This is a genomic window from Azospirillum sp. (genome assembly GCF_035627195.1).
Lineage (GTDB): Bacteria > Pseudomonadota > Alphaproteobacteria > Azospirillales > Azospirillaceae > Azospirillum.
The window spans coordinates 1-15,259 of record NZ_DASPMG010000325.1 but is presented as its reverse complement, the minus strand read 5'-3'; the positions used below and the strand labels follow the sequence as shown (position 1 = coordinate 15,259).

Genomic DNA, 15,259 nt, shown 5'->3' with positions numbered 1-15,259 from the left:
CGTCAACGCCCGCATGGCCCGCGCCCAGGGCGTGGAGACCGACGGCCACGTCTACTTCGGCATCGCGCTGTCCAACGCCCTGGTGGCGCTGGCCGGCGCGCTGTTCGCGCAGACCAACGGCTTCGCCGACGTGACCACCGGCATCGGCACCATCGTCGTCGGACTGGCGGCGGTGATCGTCGGCGAGACGCTGGTGCCGCTGCGCGGGCTGCTGGGGGCGCTGATCGGCTGCGTCATCGGCTCCATCCTCTACCGGCTGGCGGTGCAGCTGGCGCTGTCCGCCGACGTGGTCGGGCTGGAGGCGGCCGACCTCAACCTCGTCACCGCCGTCCTGGTGGCGGTGGCGCTGATCCTGCCGCGCTCCAGGCTGCGCGTGGCGAAGGTGGCGAAATGATCGAAGTCGGGGACCTGCACGTCGTCTTCGGCCGCGGCACGGCGCTGGAAAAGCACGCGCTGCGCGGCGTCGACCTGATCATCCCGGAGGGGGAGTTCGTCACCGTCATCGGCTCCAACGGGGCCGGCAAGTCGACCTTCCTGGCCGCGCTCGCCGGGGACGTGCTGCCCGAACGCGGCCGGGTGGCGATCGACGGCGTGGACGTCACCCGCTGGCCGACGCCCAAGCGCGCCGCCTACGTCGCCCGCGTCTTCCAGGACCCGATGGCCGGCACCTGCGCGGCGTTGACCATCGAGGAGAACATGGCGCTGGCGGCCTCGCGCGGCGCCCGGCGCGGCCTGGGGCGGGCGGTGTCGCGGGACCGGCACGCGCACTTCCGCGACGCCATCGCCGAGCTGGGCCTGGGGCTGGAGAACCGCCTGGGCGACCGCATCGGCCTGCTGTCCGGCGGGCAGCGGCAGGCCATCAGCCTGCTGATGGCGACGCTGGCCGGCTGCAAGATCCTGCTGCTGGACGAGCACACGGCGGCGCTGGACCCGGCGACGGCCGACTTCGTCATCGCGCTCACCCGCCGCATCGTCGCCGAGAAGCGCCTGACCGCGCTGATGGTGACGCACAGCATGCGCCAGGCGCTGGACGTCGGCGACCGCACCGTGATGCTGCACGAGGGCCGCGTGGTGCTGGACGTGGCGGGGGAGGAGCGCGCCGGCCTGGACGTGCCGCACCTGCTGGCCCTGTTCGCCAAGCAGCGCGGCGGCGAGGAGATCAGCGACGACCGCCTGCTGATCGGCTGAGCCGAAGCCCGCGCCCGCGCGTTTCTCCCGGCGGGAGGTGCGCATGATGCGATGGGTGGTGGTCCTGGGAGTGCTGGCGCTGGGCGCCTGCGCCAACCCGGCGAACGAGGCGGCCTTGCGCGCGCCGCAGACGCTGGTGGGCATGCCCAAGGGCGCGTTGCTGGCCTGCGCCGGCGTGCCGCAGCGCACGGCCGCCGCCGGCGACACCGAGTACCTGACCTACGGTCGCGAGCAGGTGATCGTCGAGCGCGACTGGGACGTCGACGCGTTTCCCTGGCTGGGTCCGCGCGGCCCGATTCTGGGCCGGCCGGAGGTGTCGACCTGGACGCGCGGCTACCGCTGCGAGGCGACCTTCGCCGTGCGCGGCGGCCGGGTGGCCGAACTGCGCTACAACGCCGACCGCGACGCGTCGCTGTGCTACGAGATTTTGGGAAACTGCCTGGGGCGGTGACCCTTGCCCCCACCCCGACCCTCCCCCGCTGGGCGGGGGAGGGGGAGGGATCTCACTGCACCACGATTCGCGGCCCGGCCTTCGGCAGGTTGGCGGAGACCTTGTCCCACACCACCTTGGCGATGGCGCGGTAGACCTTGGCGTGCTCCGAATCGGGCTTCGACACGACGATCGGCTGCCCCTCGTCCGAGGTCTCGCGGATCTGGATGTCCAGCGGGATCTCGCCCAGGAAGTCGGTGCCCAGCTTCTCCGCCTCCTTGCGCGCCCCGCCGTGGCTGAACACCTCGGTCCGGTGGCCGCAGTTCGGGCAGCAGAAATAGCTCATGTTCTCGATGATGCCGAACACCGGCACGTCCACCTTGCGGAACATGTTCAGGCCCTTGCGGGCGTCCAGCAAGGCGATGTCCTGCGGCGTCGACACGATCACGGCACCCGCCAGCGGCACCTGCTGCGCCATGGTCAGCTGCGCGTCGCCCGTGCCCGGCGGCATGTCGACCACCAGCACGTCCAGCTCGCCCCAGTTGACGTCGCCCAGCATCTGCTGCAGCGCGCTCATCACCATCGGGCCGCGCCAGATCATCGGCGTGTCCTCCGGCACCAGGAAGCCCATCGACATCACCTTGATGCCGTAGTTCTCCATCGGCTCCAGCGTGTGGCCGTCGTGGCTGACCGGGCGGCCCTGGATGCCCAGCATGCGCGGCATGGAGGGGCCGTAGATGTCGGCGTCCAGCAGGCCGACCTTCTGCCCGTTGGCGGCCAGCGCCAGCGCGAGGTTGGCCGAGGTGGTGGACTTGCCGACGCCGCCCTTGCCCGAGGCGACGGCGACGATGGCCTTCACGCCGGGCACCAGCGGCTTCTGCTCCTGCTGGCCGTGGAAATGGCCGTGGCCCTGGGCATAGCCGTGGTCGACCTTCTGCGGCTGCGCCGGTGCGGCGTTGTGCGCGGTCAGCACGGCGGTGACCGAGGTCACGCCCGGCAGGCGTTCAACGGCCTTCTCGGCGGCGTGGCGCACCGGCTCGGCCTGGGCGCCGCGCTTGGGGTCGACCTCGATGGAAAAGGCCACGTTGCCGTCGCGGACGACCAGCCCGGACAACATGTTCAGGCTGACGATGTCCGCACCCCGGTCGGGGTCGACGACGGACTTCAGGGCTTGCACGACCTGCTCTTCGGTGACCTTCGCCATGGTTGAAAACTCCAACTCCTTCCCGATATTGGCGGATAACCGCCGCGTGTACGCTCGCCGATCGTAGAGGGGTGTATACTATCGGTGGCTAATACATTGGTAGCGACCGGCCCGGCCGGCAATGAGAATATACGAGGGGACAGCGGAATGCCGTGGACAAATCAAGGTGGGGGCGGCGGTGGGGGCGGCCCTTGGGGACCGCCGCCCGGTGGCGGCGGCGGTGGTGGCGGCCCGAATCCGTGGGGGCGCCCGCCCGGCGGCGGTGGCGGCGGCCCGCAGCCTCCCGACCTTGAAGACCTTCTGCGCCGTGGCCAGGACCGCCTGCGCCGCGCCGTGCCCGGCGGATTCGGCAGCGGCCGGGGCGTGGCCCTGGTCCTGGGCGTGCTGGCGCTGTTGTGGCTCGCCAGCGGCATCTACCGCGTCGAGTACAACGAGCAGGGCGTCGTGCTGCGCTTCGGCGAATGGGTGCGCACCGAACAGCCCGGCCTGAACTACCACCTGCCGGCTCCCATCGAGACCGTCTACCTGCCCAAGGTGACGGCGGTGAACCGGATCGAGGTCGGCTACCGCTCGGCCAGCGAGGGGCGGCGCAGCGAGCGCGACGTCCAGGACGAGTCGCTGATGCTGACCGGCGACGAGAACATCATCGACATCGACTTCACCGTGTTCTGGCGCATCAAGGACGCCGGCCAGTTCCTGTTCATGATCCGCGATCCGGAAGGCACCGTGAAGGTCGCCGCCGAATCGGCCATGCGCGAGGTCATCGGCCGCACCGAGCTGCAGCCGGCCCTGACCGAGGCGCGCCAGCAGACCGAACAGGCGACGCACCGCCTGCTGCAGGCCATGCTCGACGACTACAAGGCGGGCATCGAGGTCATGCAGGTCCAGCTGCAGAAGGCCGACCCGCCGTCGCCGGTCATCGACGCCTTCAACGACGTGCAGCGCGCCCGCGCCGACCGCGAGCGCCTGCGCAACGAGGCCGAGGCCTACCGCAACGACATCATCCCGCGCGCCCGCGGCGAATCGGAACGCCTGATCCAGGAGGCCTCGGCCTACCGCGAGCAGGTGGTCAGCCTCGCCCAGGGTGACGCCGACCGCTTCCGCAAGGTCTACGAGGCCTACGCGCAGGCCAAGGACGTGACGGCCAAGCGCATGTACCTGGAGACCATGGAGGAGATCCTGCGCGGTTCGAACAAGGTGATCATCGACGGCAACGCGCAGGGCGCGCAGGGGGTCGTCCCGTACCTGCCGCTCAACCAGCTCCAGCCGGCGCCGCAGCCGCAACCAGCCCCGGCGAAGCCGGGCCAGCAGACCCGGTGAGGTGACGCCATGAACCGCAACCTCATTGTCGCCGCCATCGCCGTCGTCGTGCTGGGCCTCCTGGCTTCCAGCGCGCTGTTCACCGTCACCCAGGCCCAGCAGGCGCTGGTCACCCAGTTCGGCGCCGTGAAGCGCGTCGTGCAGGAGCCGGGGCTGAAGCTGAAGATCCCCTTCATCGAGACGGTGGTCTACGTCGACCGCCGCGTCCTCGACCTCGATCCGCCGGTCGAGCAGGTCATCCTGTCCGACCAGAAGCGCCTGGACGTGGACGCCTTCGGCCGCTACCGCATCACCGACCCGTTGAAGTTCTTCCAGGCCGTGCGCAACGAGGCGGTGGCCGAGGCGCAGCTGAGCGCCACGCTGAACTCCGCGCTGCGCCGTGTGCTGGGCAGCGTCACGCTGCTGGCCGTCCTGTCAGAGGAGCGTGCGCGGATCATGAACGACATCCGCGCCGAGCTGAACGACAAGGCCAAGCAGTACGGCATCGAGATCGTCGACGTCCGAATCCGCCGCGCCGACCTGCCGGAGGAGACCAGCCAGGCGATCTTCGCCCGCATGCGCTCCGAGCGCGAGCGCGAGGCGGCCGAGGCGCGCGCCCAGGGCCAGGAGCAGGCGCAGCAGATCCGCTCCCGCGCCGAGCGTGAGCGCACGGTCATCATCGCCGAGGCGCAGCGCGACGCGCAGAAGCTGCGCGGCGAGGGCGACAACCAGGCCATCAAGCTGATCGGCGAGGCGACGGCGCAGGACCCGCAGTTCTACGCCTTCTACCGCTCGCTGGAGGCGTACCGGAAGGCGCTGAACAAGGACGACACCACGCTGGTGCTCTCCCCGTCCGGCGATTTCTTCCGCTACTTCGGCGATGGCACGGTCGGCGGCGCCGCCGACCCCGCCCCGGCGTCGACCTCGGCCAACCGTCCGCCGGCCCCCGCGGCGGCCCCGGCGACCGCGACGGCGCAGTAAGCATCGCGGCAGGACATCGTGGCCTTTGCTCCCGCCCGCCGGTCAACGGCGGGCGGGAGCAAATCCTTTATCGAAAAGAACCCCCATGGACGATCTGCTGACCGCGCTGGCCCTGGTGCTGGTGATCGAGGGCTCGCTCTACGCCCTGTTTCCCGGCGCCATGCGCCGCGTCATCGTCGAGGCGCTGGCCGTTCCGGTAGGGCACATGCGGCTGGTCGGGCTGGCGGCGGCGGTGGCCGGCGTGGGCGCCGTCTGGATGCTGCGAGCCCTTTGATTGCTTTTTCTCTTGAGGGTCGTAGACCCGGCCGCCCTTTTTTGACCATACTCGTTCCCGCATACTCTGGCTCCAACCTTGGGCGGAGGTGGCGTGCGCTCGCTTGAAGCGGTGACGCGCGCGGCCTACATCCGCTTTCGGAACGGGTATGCACCGCCACCGGAAGTACCTTCGCGCGTCCGGCCCCGCGGCGACGTTCGAGGCAGGGAGACCATCTCAGTGAACCGCAACCGACACCTTCCGTCCGCCATCGCCGTCGCCGCGCGCGACGGCCGGCATGCCCGCCTGATCGGCTGGGCGCTGCTGCCGCTGCTGGCCGCGCTCCTGTGGGCGGCGATGCTGGCCGCCAGCAGCCCGGCCGCGGCGCAGGGGCGCTCGGCCCCCTCCAGCTTCGCGGATCTGGCGGAGAAGCTGTTGCCCGCCGTCGTCAACATCTCGACCAGCCAGGCCGCCCCCCAGCGCGGCGGTCCCGGTGGCCCCGGCGGTCCGAACGGCCCCGGCGCCCCCGGCGGCCGCGAGGGCCAGCGTCCGGAGATCCCGCAGTTCCCGCCGGGCTCCCCGTTCGAGGAGTTCTTCAAGGACTTCTTCGACCGCCACGGCCAGCAGCCGGACGCGCCGCCCCGCAAGGCCACCTCGCTGGGCTCGGGCTTCATCATCGACGCCAAGCAGGGCCTCGTGGTCACCAACAACCACGTGATCCAGGACGCCGACGAGATCAACGTCATCCTGAACGACGACACCAACATCAAGGCCGAGCTGGTCGGCCGCGACCAGAAGACCGATCTGGCGCTGTTGAAGATCAAGACCACCCACCCGCTGGTCGCGGTGCCGCTGGGCGACAGCGACGCCATGCGCGTCGGCGACTGGGTGCTGGCGATCGGCAACCCGTTCGGCCTGGGCGGGTCGGTGACCGCCGGCATCATCTCGGCCCGCCAGCGCGACATCAACGCCGGTCCCTACGACGACTTCCTGCAGACCGACGCCTCGATCAACCGCGGCAACTCCGGCGGCCCGATGTTCAACATGAACGGCGAGGTCATCGGCATCAACACGGCGATCTTCTCGCCGTCCGGCGGCTCGGTCGGCATCGGCTTCGCCATCCCCTCCAACCTCGCCAAGAGCGTCGTCGCCCAGCTGAAGGAATTCGGCAAGACGCGGCGCGGCTGGCTGGGCGTGCGCATCCAGGCGGTGACGCCGGAGATCGCCGAGAGCCTGGGCCTGCAGGCGCCGAAGGGCGCGCTGGTCGCCTCGATCACCCCGAACGGCCCGGCCGCCAAGGCCGGCGTCCAGCCGGGCGACGTCGTCACCAAGTTCGACGGCAAGGACATCAAGGAGATGCGCAGCCTGCCGCGCGTCGTCGCCGAGACGCCGATCGACAAGGCGGTGCCGCTGGAGGTGTGGCGCAAGGGCAAGCCGGTGACCGTGCAGGTCAAGGTCGGCGAGCTGGAGGCGGCCGAGGAGTCCGGCCTGCTCGCCAACGTGCCGGAGGACCAGCAGCAGAAGCCGCAGAGCCAGGCGCCGAAGACCACCGAGGCGCTGGGCCTGAAGCTGACCAACATCTCGCCCGAGATGCGCCAGCAGTTCGACCTGAAGCCCGAGCTGAAGGGCGTCGTGGTGACCGAGGTGCAGAACGGCTCCCCCGCCGCCGAGAAGGGCATGCGCGCGGGCGACGTCATCATCGAGGTCGGCCAGGAAGAGGTGAAGGCCCCGGCCGACGTGACGGCCAAGCTCCAAAAGGCGCGCGAACAGGGCAAGAAGTCGATCCTGCTGCTGGTCGACCGCCAGGGCGACCTGCGCTTCGTGGCGCTGCCGCTCGGCAAGGGCTGATGCGCCAGCTTTAAGCACGCTTTGCCTCAAACACGGCTTTGAGTGCAGAAACGGCGCCGGTGGTGTACCATCGGAGCCGTTTCTCTTTTTGCGCGAGCCCGGCCGGCCGATGACGGACGCATCCATCCTCGCCCTCTTGCAGGATTCGCTGGCGCGCATCGCCCAGGGTCTGCTGGTCGTCGACCGCGACCAGCGCGTGGTGTTCACCAACGCCGCCTATCGCGTCCTGTTCGACGTGCCGGACGCGCTGGTGGTCACCGGGCGGCCGCTGGCCGACCTGATGCGCCACTTGGCGCTGCGCGGCGAGTACGGCCCCGGCGACGTCGAACGCCTGATCGAGGAGCGCACCGCTCCGGCCCGCGACGGCGCCCCCTGGTCCATGGACCGCCAGCGCCCCGACGGCAGCTTCCTGCACATCACCGGCGCGGCGCTGGACAGCGGCGGCTACGTCTTCACCTTCACCGACGTGACGGAGCGCGTGCTGGGCGCCGCGCGGCTGGAGGCGACCGTGGCGGCGCGCACCGAGCAGCTCCGCCACTCCAAGGAGCAGGCGGAGGCCGCGCTGGCGACGCTGCGCCACACGCAGGAACGGCTGGTCCAGGCGGAAAAGATGGCGGCGCTGGGCCAGCTGGTGACCGGCATCGCGCACGAGATCAACACGCCGGTCGGCAACATCCTGACCGCCGCCTCATACCTGGAGGAACGGCTGTCCGCCGTCCAGCGCGCCGCCGGCATCGACCTGGGCGAGGCGTTGGAGGCGGCGCGCCTGATCCTCGACGACGCGGCGCGCACCGCCGGGCTGGTCGACGCCTTCAAGCGCGTGATGGTCGACACCGGCGGCGAGGAGCGGCGCTCCTTCGACCTGGGCGCGCTCATCGCCGGGGCCTTGGCCGAGCTGGGCGACGACCTGGGCCGCACCGGCCACCGCGTGGCACTGTCCTGTCCCGACGGCATCGTCATGGACAGCTACCCCGAGCCGCTGGTGCGGGTGCTGAACCAGCTGCTGGTCAACTCGCTGGTGCACGGCTACGAGAAGGGGCGGGCGGGCACCCTGACGCTGGCCGTGGAGCGCTGCGGCGACGGCGTCGACCTGCGCTACGCCGACGATGGCCGCGGCATCCCGGCCGATCTGCGGGCGCGCATCTTCGACCCGTTCTTCACCACGCGGCGCGGGGCCGGCGGCATGGGGCTGGGCCTGCACATCGCCTACAACCTGGTGGTCGGCCGCCTGGGCGGCGAGATTTCGGTGTACGAGCCGGCGCCCCGCGGGGCGGGCTTCCTCATCCGCCTGCCGCTGGTGGCGCCGTAGCCGTTTCCTTACCCCTCGGTGATCAGCCTTCCGTGATTTCCGCCGCGCGGTAGCCCTGGGCGTAGAGCAGGGCGGTGAGGTCGCCGTGGTCGATGCGGGCGCGCGCCTCGGCCGCCACCGCCGGCTTGGCGTGGAAGGCCACGCCCAGGCCGGCCGCCAGCAGCATCGGCAGGTCGTTGGCGCCGTCGCCGACCGCCATCGTCTCCACCACCGGCACCTGACGGGCGCCGGCGAACTCCAGCAGCGCGTCCAGCTTGGAGGTCTTGTCGAGGATCGGCTCCACGGCGCGGCCGGTCAGTTTGCCGTCCACCACCTCCAGGTCGTTGCCGCGGTCCTCGTCGAAGCCGACCCAGTCGCGCACCTTGCGCGTGAAGCAGCGGAAGCCGCCGGACACCAGAACGCAGAAGGCGCCGTTGGCGCGCATGGTGGCCAGCAGCGCCCTGGCGCCCGGCATCAGCTCGGCGCGCGACCACACCTCGTCCAGCACGTGCTCCGACAGGCCCTCCAGCAGCGCCACACGCTCGCGCACGGCGCCCTTGAAGTCGATCTCGCCGTTCATGGCGCGCGCGGTGATGGCGGCGATGTGGTCCTTCAGGCCGACGTAGTCGCCCAGCTCGTCCAGCATCTCCTGCCGGATGATGGTGGATTCCATGTCGGCCACCAGCAGGCGCTTGCGCCGTCCGGCGCGCGGCTGCGCCACCACGTCCACGGCCAAGCCGCCCAGCGCGTGCCGTGCCGCGGCCTCCGCCTGCTCCGGCGCCAGGAAGTCGAAGGGCAGGTCGCAGGCGGCCCCCGGCGCCAGCCAGTCCGGCTTCGCCGCGTCGGCGCCCAGCCCGGCGAGCGCCGCCCGCACGGCGTGCGCGGCCTCGTCGTTCAGGGTGGCGGTGGCGGGGCTGGCGATCAGCGTGAGGACGCAGGGGAGCGAAGCGGGCATGGCGGCGGACCGGCGTGATGGAGGGCGCCGCGCTCCCCTAGCACAGAGCGGGCGGGCTGAGAAACGTTCTTGGTGTGGCGGGCCGAAGCCTCGTAGGTTGGGCCGCGTTGCGCTTGGCCCAAACTACGATGAGGCGTGATCGTGAAACCCGTCGTCATCATTGGCGGCCCCACCGCCTCGGGCAAGTCGGCGCTGGCGGTCGACGTGGCGCTGGCGTTCGGCGGCACCGTCGTCAACGCAGACAGCATGCAGCTGTACCGCGAGCTGGACGTGCTCACCGCGCGTCCCGGTGCCGACGACCTCGCGCGCGCGCCGCACCGCCTGTACGGCGTGCTGCCGGGGTCCGAGCGCGGCTCGGCGGCGCGCTGGCGGGCCATGGCGCTGGACGAGATCGCCGCCGCGCACGGGGCGGGCAGGGTGCCGGTGGTGGTCGGCGGCACCGGCCTGTACCTGCGCGCGCTGATGGAAGGCTTGAGCGCCGTCCCCTCCGTGCCGGAGGAGGTCCGCCGCGCCGCGCACGCGCACCTGGAGGCGCTGGGCGGCGCGGCCTTCCGGGCCGAGCTGGTGGCGCGCGACCCGGCCATGGCGCGGCTCAACCCCGGCGACACCACGCGCCTGACCCGCGCCTGGGAGGTGCTGGAGGCCACCGGCCGGCCGCTGTCGGAATGGCAGGCGCAGAGTGCCGAGGGGCCGCCGCCCGGCCTGTCCTTCCATGTCGTCGTGCTGGAACCGCCGCGCGCGGCCCTGTACGAGCGCTGCGACCGCCGCTTCGTCGTGATGCTGGAGCGGGGGGCGCTGGAGGAGGTGCGGCGATTGGACGCGCTGGGCCTCGATCCCGGCCTGCCGGTCATGAAGGCGCTGGGCGTGCCGGAGCTGCGCGCCCACCTGCACGGCACGATGCCGCTGGACGAAGCCGTCGCGAAAGGGCAGCAATCCACGCGCAACTACGCCAAGCGGCAAGGCACCTGGTTCCGTCACCAGTTGTCGGCCCGGCCGTTGTCGTCGCTCGCGCAAGGGGCGGTGCATGGCTGCCATGCCGTGCCGGCCCTCTACACCGAAAATGTCCGTGATGCCATCCTGCGCGCTCTTGATAAAACTGTGCGCACCTGAGTTGTTGGGAGACAGAAAGTGACGCTGGAGTGGGAGAAGCTGTTCGCCGGCCGCGTGTCCGGCATGAGCGCGTCGGAAATCCGCGAGCTGCTGAAGCTGATCGACCGGCCGGAGATCATCTCCTTCGCCGGCGGCATTCCCGATGCCGACCATTTCCCCTCCGCCGCCATCGCGCGGGCCTATGAAAAGGTATTCCAGTCCAACACCGGCGCCGGCGGCGCCCTCCAGTACACCATCAGCGAGGGCTACACGCCGCTGCGCGACTGGCTGTGCGGCTACATGGACCGCAAGGGTGTCAAGATCGCCCCGGACGAGGTGCTGATCACCAGCGGCTCGCAGCAGGCGCTGGACTTCCTGGGCAAGCTGCTGATCGGCCCCGGCGACCTCGTGGCCGTCACCAAGCCCACCTACCTGGGCGCCCTCCAGGCCTTCTCGCCGTACGAGCCCACCTACGTGTCCATCGCCATGGACGAGGAGGGGCCGGTGCTGGCCGACCTGGAGGCGGCGCTGGCGCGCAAGCCCAAGTTCCTCTACCTCGTGCCCGACTTCCAGAACCCCAACGGCACCACCGTGTCGCCTGCCCGCCGCGAGGCCATCGTCGACCTGTGCACCAAGGCCGGCGTGCCGGTCATCGAGGACGCGGCCTACGCCGAACTGCGCTACGAGGGCGACTTCCTGCCGTCGCTGGCCGCCATCGACGCGGCGCGCAACGGCGGCGTGCCGAGCCAGGTGATCCACTGCGGCTCCTTCTCCAAGACGATGGTGCCGGCGCTGCGCGTCGGCTGGGTCAGCGGGCCGAAGGATGTCATCCAGCGGCTGGTGCTGATGAAGCAGGCGGCCGACCTGCACACCTCCACCATCAACCAGATCGTGCTGCACGACGTGGTGTCGGAGATCTTCGACAGCCACGTGAAGCGCCTGCGCACCGTCTACAAGGAGCGGCGCGACACCATGCTGGCGGCGCTGGAGGAGTTCATGCCGGCCGGCGTGACCTGGACCAAGCCGCAGGGCGGCATGTTCGTGTGGATCGAGCTGCCGGAAGGCCTGTGCGGCACCGAGTTGCTGGCCCGCGCCATCAAGGAATCGAACGTCGCCTTCGTGCCGGGTGCGGCGTTCTTCCCCGACCGTTCGGGGCGCAACACCATCCGCCTCAGCTTCTCGGCCACCAAGCCGGAGCGCATCCGCGAAGGCATCCGCCGCCTCGCGGACCTTCTCGTACGGGTATCCGCCTGAACTCCTCCCTCCCCTGCCTCCGGCGGGGGAGGGAAGGGGCCCACGAAGTGGGAAGGGTGGGGGCAACGGCCTATCCGGGAGGCCGTCGCCCCCACCCTCCCGCGGCAGAGCCGCGGGTCCCTCCCTCCCCCGCCGGGGGCGGGGGAGGGGAAAGAGAGGGCATTGCCTTTTGTGCGCAACAAACGGAAAAGCCGCGACAAAAAAACTTTGCACTAATTCGCGAAAGCCATTGACCTTCGACCGGCCTTTTGTCTAGGTTTCCGCTCCCGGTCCGCCGCCGCAGGGGGTAACCCCTTGATTTGTCTGCCTACAAGCGGTGGGGCGGGGACAGCGAACGGGCCGCCCGTGCGACGGGGGCCAGCAACGAAGGTCGAAAACAATGGCTGAGCAGAAGCTGAGCGGCGCGCAGATCGTCATCAAGGCCCTGAAGGACCAGGGCGTCGACATCATCTTCGGCTATCCCGGCGGCGCCGTACTCCCGATCTACGACGAGCTGTTCAAGCAGAACGACCTTCGCCACATCCTCGTACGGCACGAACAGGCGGCCGTCCACGCGGCCGAGGGCTACGCCCGTTCCACCGGCAAGGTGGGCTGCGTGCTCGTGACCTCCGGCCCCGGCGCCACCAACGCGGTGACGGGCCTGCTGGACGCGCTGTGCGATTCGATCCCGATCGTGTGCCTGTGCGGCCAGGTGCCGACGCACCTGATCGGCAACGACGCCTTCCAGGAAGCCGACACCACCGGCATCACCCGGCCCTGCACCAAGCACAACTACCTGGTGAAGGACGTCGACAAGCTGGCCCGCACCCTGCACGAGGCCTTCTACGTGGCGCGCACCGGCCGTCCCGGCCCGGTGGTCGTCGACCTGCCGAAGGACGTGCAGTTCGCGGAAGGCACCTACGTGCCGCCCATCGAGGTGAAGCACAAGACCTACCGCCCGCAGGTGAAGCCCGAGCTGGCCAAGGTGGAGGAGGCGGTCGAGCTGATCGCCAACGCCAAGCGCCCGATCTTCTACACCGGCGGCGGCGTGGTGAACTCCGGCCCGATGGCGGCCAAGCTGCTGACCCAGTTCGTCAAGATGACCGGCTTCCCGATCACCTCGACGCTGATGGGCCTGGGCGCCTTCCCGGCGTCGGAGCAGCAGTGGCTGGGCATGCTGGGCATGCACGGCACCTACGAAGCCAACCTGTCGATGTACAACTGCGACGTCATGATCAACATCGGCGCGCGCTTCGACGACCGCGTGACCGGCAAGCTGTCGGAGTTCGCGCCGGGGTCCAAGAAGATCCACATCGACATCGACCCCAGCTCGATCAACAAGAACGTGGCCGTGGACATCCCCATCGTCGGCGACTGCGCCCACGTGCTGGAGGACATGATCCGCATCTGGAAGGCGCGCCAGAAGCGCACCGACCAGGCGGCGCTGAAGGATTGGTGGGGCCAGATCGAGAAGTGGCGGGCGCGCAACTGCCTGAACTACCACCGCAGCGAATCGGTCATCAAGCCGCAGTACGCGCTGGAACGCCTGCGCGAGCACCTGAAGGGCAAGGACTTCTACATCACCACCGAGGTGGGCCAGCACCAGATGTGGGCCGCCCAGTTCCTGCCCTTCGACCAGCCGAACCGCTGGCTGACCTCGGGCGGCCTGGGCACCATGGGCTACGGCCTGCCGGCGGCCATCGGCGCCCAGCTGGCGCACCCGAACTCCATCGTCGTGGACGTGTCGGGCGAGGCGTCGTTCCTGATGAACATGCAGGAGATCGGCACGGCGGTGCAGTTCCGCGCCCCGGTCAAGATCTTCATCCTGAACAACCAGTACATGGGCATGGTCCGCCAGTGGCAGGAGCTGCTGCACGGCTCGCGCTATTCGGAAAGCTACTCGGAGGCCCTGCCGGACTTCGTGAAGCTGGCCGAGGCGTGGGGCTGCGCCGGCCTGCGCGCCACCCGGGTGGAGGACGTGGACAAGGTCATCGAGCAGATGCTGGCCATCACCGACAAGCCGGTGATCGTCGACATCGCCGTGGATCCGAAGGAGAACTGCTTCCCGATGATCCCCGGCGGCAAGGCGCACAACGAGATCCTCTTCGGCCCGGACGACAACCCGTCGGACGCCACGCCGGAAGACGGCATGGTGCTGGTGTAAGCGAAGAACGACCTTGGCGGAGATTCGTGTCGTGGAAGACAAGATCGAGAAGCACACCATCGCTGTGCTGGTGGACAACGAGCCGGGCGTGCTGGCCCGCGTCATCGGCCTGTTCTCGGGTCGCGGCTACAACATCGAGAGCCTGACGGTGGCGGAGGTCAACAACGCCGACCACCTGTCGCGCATCACGCTGGTCACGTCCGGCACGCGCATGATCATCGAGCAGATCAAGGCGCAGCTCAGCCGCCTTGTGCCCGTGCACAAGGTGCACGACCTGACCGACGAGGGGCCGAGCGTCGAGCGCGAGATGGCGCTGGTCAAGGTGGTCGGCACCGGCGAGCGCCGCATCGAGGCGCTGCGCCTGGCCGACATCTTCAAGGCGCGGGTGGTGGACGCCACGCTCACCTCCTTCGTCTTCGAGCTGACCGGCGCCACCGGCGAGATCGACGACTTCATGGGCCTGATGAGCCAGCTCGGCCTCGTCGAGGCCAGCCGCACCGGCGTCGTCGCCATGTCGAAGGGCGCCCAGGGCTTCTGATGACGTCCGCGGGCGGCTGGTATGCGCCGGTCGCCCGCGTTTTCCCGCCTTCACCACGGCGTGGCGCTTGACGAGTCCCATGCCAGACGGATTAATGCGGCCTGCTCGCCCGAATAGGCCATATCTGACAAAACCCGAGGAACCACCATGCGCGTTTATTACGATCGTGATGCCGACGTGAACCTGATCAAGGGCAAGAAGGTCGTCATCGTCGGCTACGGCAGCCAGGGCCACGCCCACGCCAACAACCTGCGTGACAGCGGCGTGAAGGACGTGCGCGTAGCACTCCGTCCGGGTTCGGCCACGGTCAAGAAGGCCGAAGGCGCCGGCTTCACGGTCATGGCGCCGGCCGAGGCGGCCGCCTGGGCCGACGTGGTGATGATCCTCACCCCCGACGAGCTGCAGGCCGACCTGTACCGCGACGACCTCGCCAAGAACATGAAGCAGAACGCCGCCCTGGTGTTCGCGCACGGCCTGAACGTGCACTTCAACCTGATCGAGCCGCGCGCCGACCTGGACGTGTTCATGGTCGCCCCGAAGGGCCCCGGCCACACCGTGCGCGGTGAATACCAGCGCGGCGGCGGCGTGCCGTGCCTCGTGGCCGTGCACCAGAACGCCACCGGCAACGCGCTGGACATCGCGCTGTCCTATGCCTCGGCCATCGGCGGCGGCCGCGCCGGCGTCATCGAGACGACCTTCAAGGAAGAGTGCGAGACCGACCTGTTCGGCGAGCAGGCCGTTCTGTGCGGCGGCCTGACCGAGCTGATCAAGGCCGGCTACGAGACGCTG

At 70.0% G+C, this 15,259-nt stretch carries 15 protein-coding genes; 13 read left to right on the top strand and 2 right to left on the bottom strand.

Annotation, left to right across the window (positions count from 1 at the left end):
• The 3 genes from VED21_RS29230 to VED21_RS29220 form a co-directional block, all read left to right on the top strand.
• Positions 1–394, top strand: a 394-nt coding sequence (locus tag VED21_RS29230; RefSeq protein ID WP_414638338.1) for an ABC transporter permease subunit, incomplete at its 5' end; no start/stop codon positions are given.
• A complete protein-coding gene (locus tag VED21_RS29225) occupies positions 391–1,188 on the top strand; it encodes an ABC transporter ATP-binding protein (RefSeq protein ID WP_324888753.1) in 798 nt (265 codons plus the stop codon). The genes VED21_RS29230 and VED21_RS29225, both read left to right, overlap by 4 nt.
• Positions 1,189–1,231: 43 nt before the next feature.
• Positions 1,232–1,639, top strand: a complete 408-nt coding sequence (locus VED21_RS29220) for a hypothetical protein (protein ID WP_324888751.1) — start codon at positions 1,232–1,234, stop codon at positions 1,637–1,639.
• Between the two features lie 52 nt (positions 1,640–1,691).
• Here the strand turns inward: VED21_RS29220 and apbC are convergent, their stop codons facing one another.
• Positions 1,692–2,822 (bottom strand): iron-sulfur cluster carrier protein ApbC, encoded by a 1,131-nt coding sequence (gene apbC / locus VED21_RS29215; protein WP_324888750.1) that lies wholly within the window; start codon positions 2,820–2,822, stop codon positions 1,692–1,694.
• Between the two features lie 147 nt (positions 2,823–2,969).
• Here apbC and hflK point away from each other — a divergent pair, with 147 nt between their 5' ends.
• From hflK to VED21_RS29190, 5 genes are all read left to right on the top strand, one after another.
• Positions 2,970–4,142 carry an FtsH protease activity modulator HflK gene (gene hflK, locus VED21_RS29210; protein ID WP_324888748.1) on the top strand — a complete coding sequence of 391 codons (1,173 nt, stop codon included), beginning with the start codon at positions 2,970–2,972 and terminating at the stop codon, positions 4,140–4,142.
• Between the two features lie 9 nt (positions 4,143–4,151).
• The gene (hflC, locus tag VED21_RS29205; RefSeq protein WP_324888746.1) at positions 4,152–5,102 is read left to right on the top strand and encodes a protease modulator HflC; all 951 of its coding nucleotides are present in this window, start codon (positions 4,152–4,154) and stop codon (positions 5,100–5,102) included.
• 85 nt (positions 5,103–5,187) lie between these two features.
• Positions 5,188–5,376: a DUF2065 family protein gene (locus tag VED21_RS29200; protein ID WP_324888744.1), complete on the top strand. Its 189-nt coding sequence runs from the start codon at positions 5,188–5,190 to the stop codon at positions 5,374–5,376.
• A gap of 219 nt (positions 5,377–5,595) precedes the next feature.
• Positions 5,596–7,203 carry a DegQ family serine endoprotease gene (locus VED21_RS29195; RefSeq protein WP_414638337.1) on the top strand — a complete coding sequence of 536 codons (1,608 nt, stop codon included), beginning with the start codon at positions 5,596–5,598 and terminating at the stop codon, positions 7,201–7,203.
• A gap of 109 nt (positions 7,204–7,312) precedes the next feature.
• A complete protein-coding gene (locus VED21_RS29190) occupies positions 7,313–8,512 on the top strand; it encodes a sensor histidine kinase (protein WP_324888742.1) in 1,200 nt (399 codons plus the stop codon).
• A 22-nt stretch (positions 8,513–8,534) separates the two neighbouring features.
• Here the strand turns inward: VED21_RS29190 and serB are convergent, their stop codons facing one another.
• On the bottom strand, positions 8,535–9,446 hold the full coding sequence (gene serB, locus VED21_RS29185) for a phosphoserine phosphatase SerB (RefSeq protein WP_324888740.1): 912 nt from the start codon (positions 9,444–9,446) through the stop codon (positions 8,535–8,537).
• A gap of 135 nt (positions 9,447–9,581) precedes the next feature.
• Here serB and miaA point away from each other — a divergent pair, with 135 nt between their 5' ends.
• From miaA to ilvC, 5 genes are all read left to right on the top strand, one after another.
• On the top strand, positions 9,582–10,556 hold the full coding sequence (gene miaA, locus VED21_RS29180; protein ID WP_324888738.1) for a tRNA (adenosine(37)-N6)-dimethylallyltransferase MiaA: 975 nt from the start codon (positions 9,582–9,584) through the stop codon (positions 10,554–10,556).
• An 18-nt stretch (positions 10,557–10,574) separates the two neighbouring features.
• On the top strand, positions 10,575–11,789 hold the full coding sequence (locus VED21_RS29175) for a PLP-dependent aminotransferase family protein (protein WP_324888737.1): 1,215 nt from the start codon (positions 10,575–10,577) through the stop codon (positions 11,787–11,789).
• Positions 11,790–12,168: 379 nt separating this feature from the next.
• Positions 12,169–13,932 carry an acetolactate synthase 3 large subunit gene (locus tag VED21_RS29170; protein ID WP_324888736.1) on the top strand — a complete coding sequence of 588 codons (1,764 nt, stop codon included), beginning with the start codon at positions 12,169–12,171 and terminating at the stop codon, positions 13,930–13,932.
• Positions 13,933–13,963: 31 nt separating this feature from the next.
• Positions 13,964–14,470, top strand: a complete 507-nt coding sequence (gene ilvN, locus VED21_RS29165; RefSeq protein ID WP_324888734.1) for an acetolactate synthase small subunit — start codon at positions 13,964–13,966, stop codon at positions 14,468–14,470.
• 147 nt (positions 14,471–14,617) lie between these two features.
• Positions 14,618–15,259 (top strand): ketol-acid reductoisomerase (gene ilvC / locus VED21_RS29160; protein WP_324888732.1); only part of this gene is annotated, 642 nt, incomplete at its 3' end.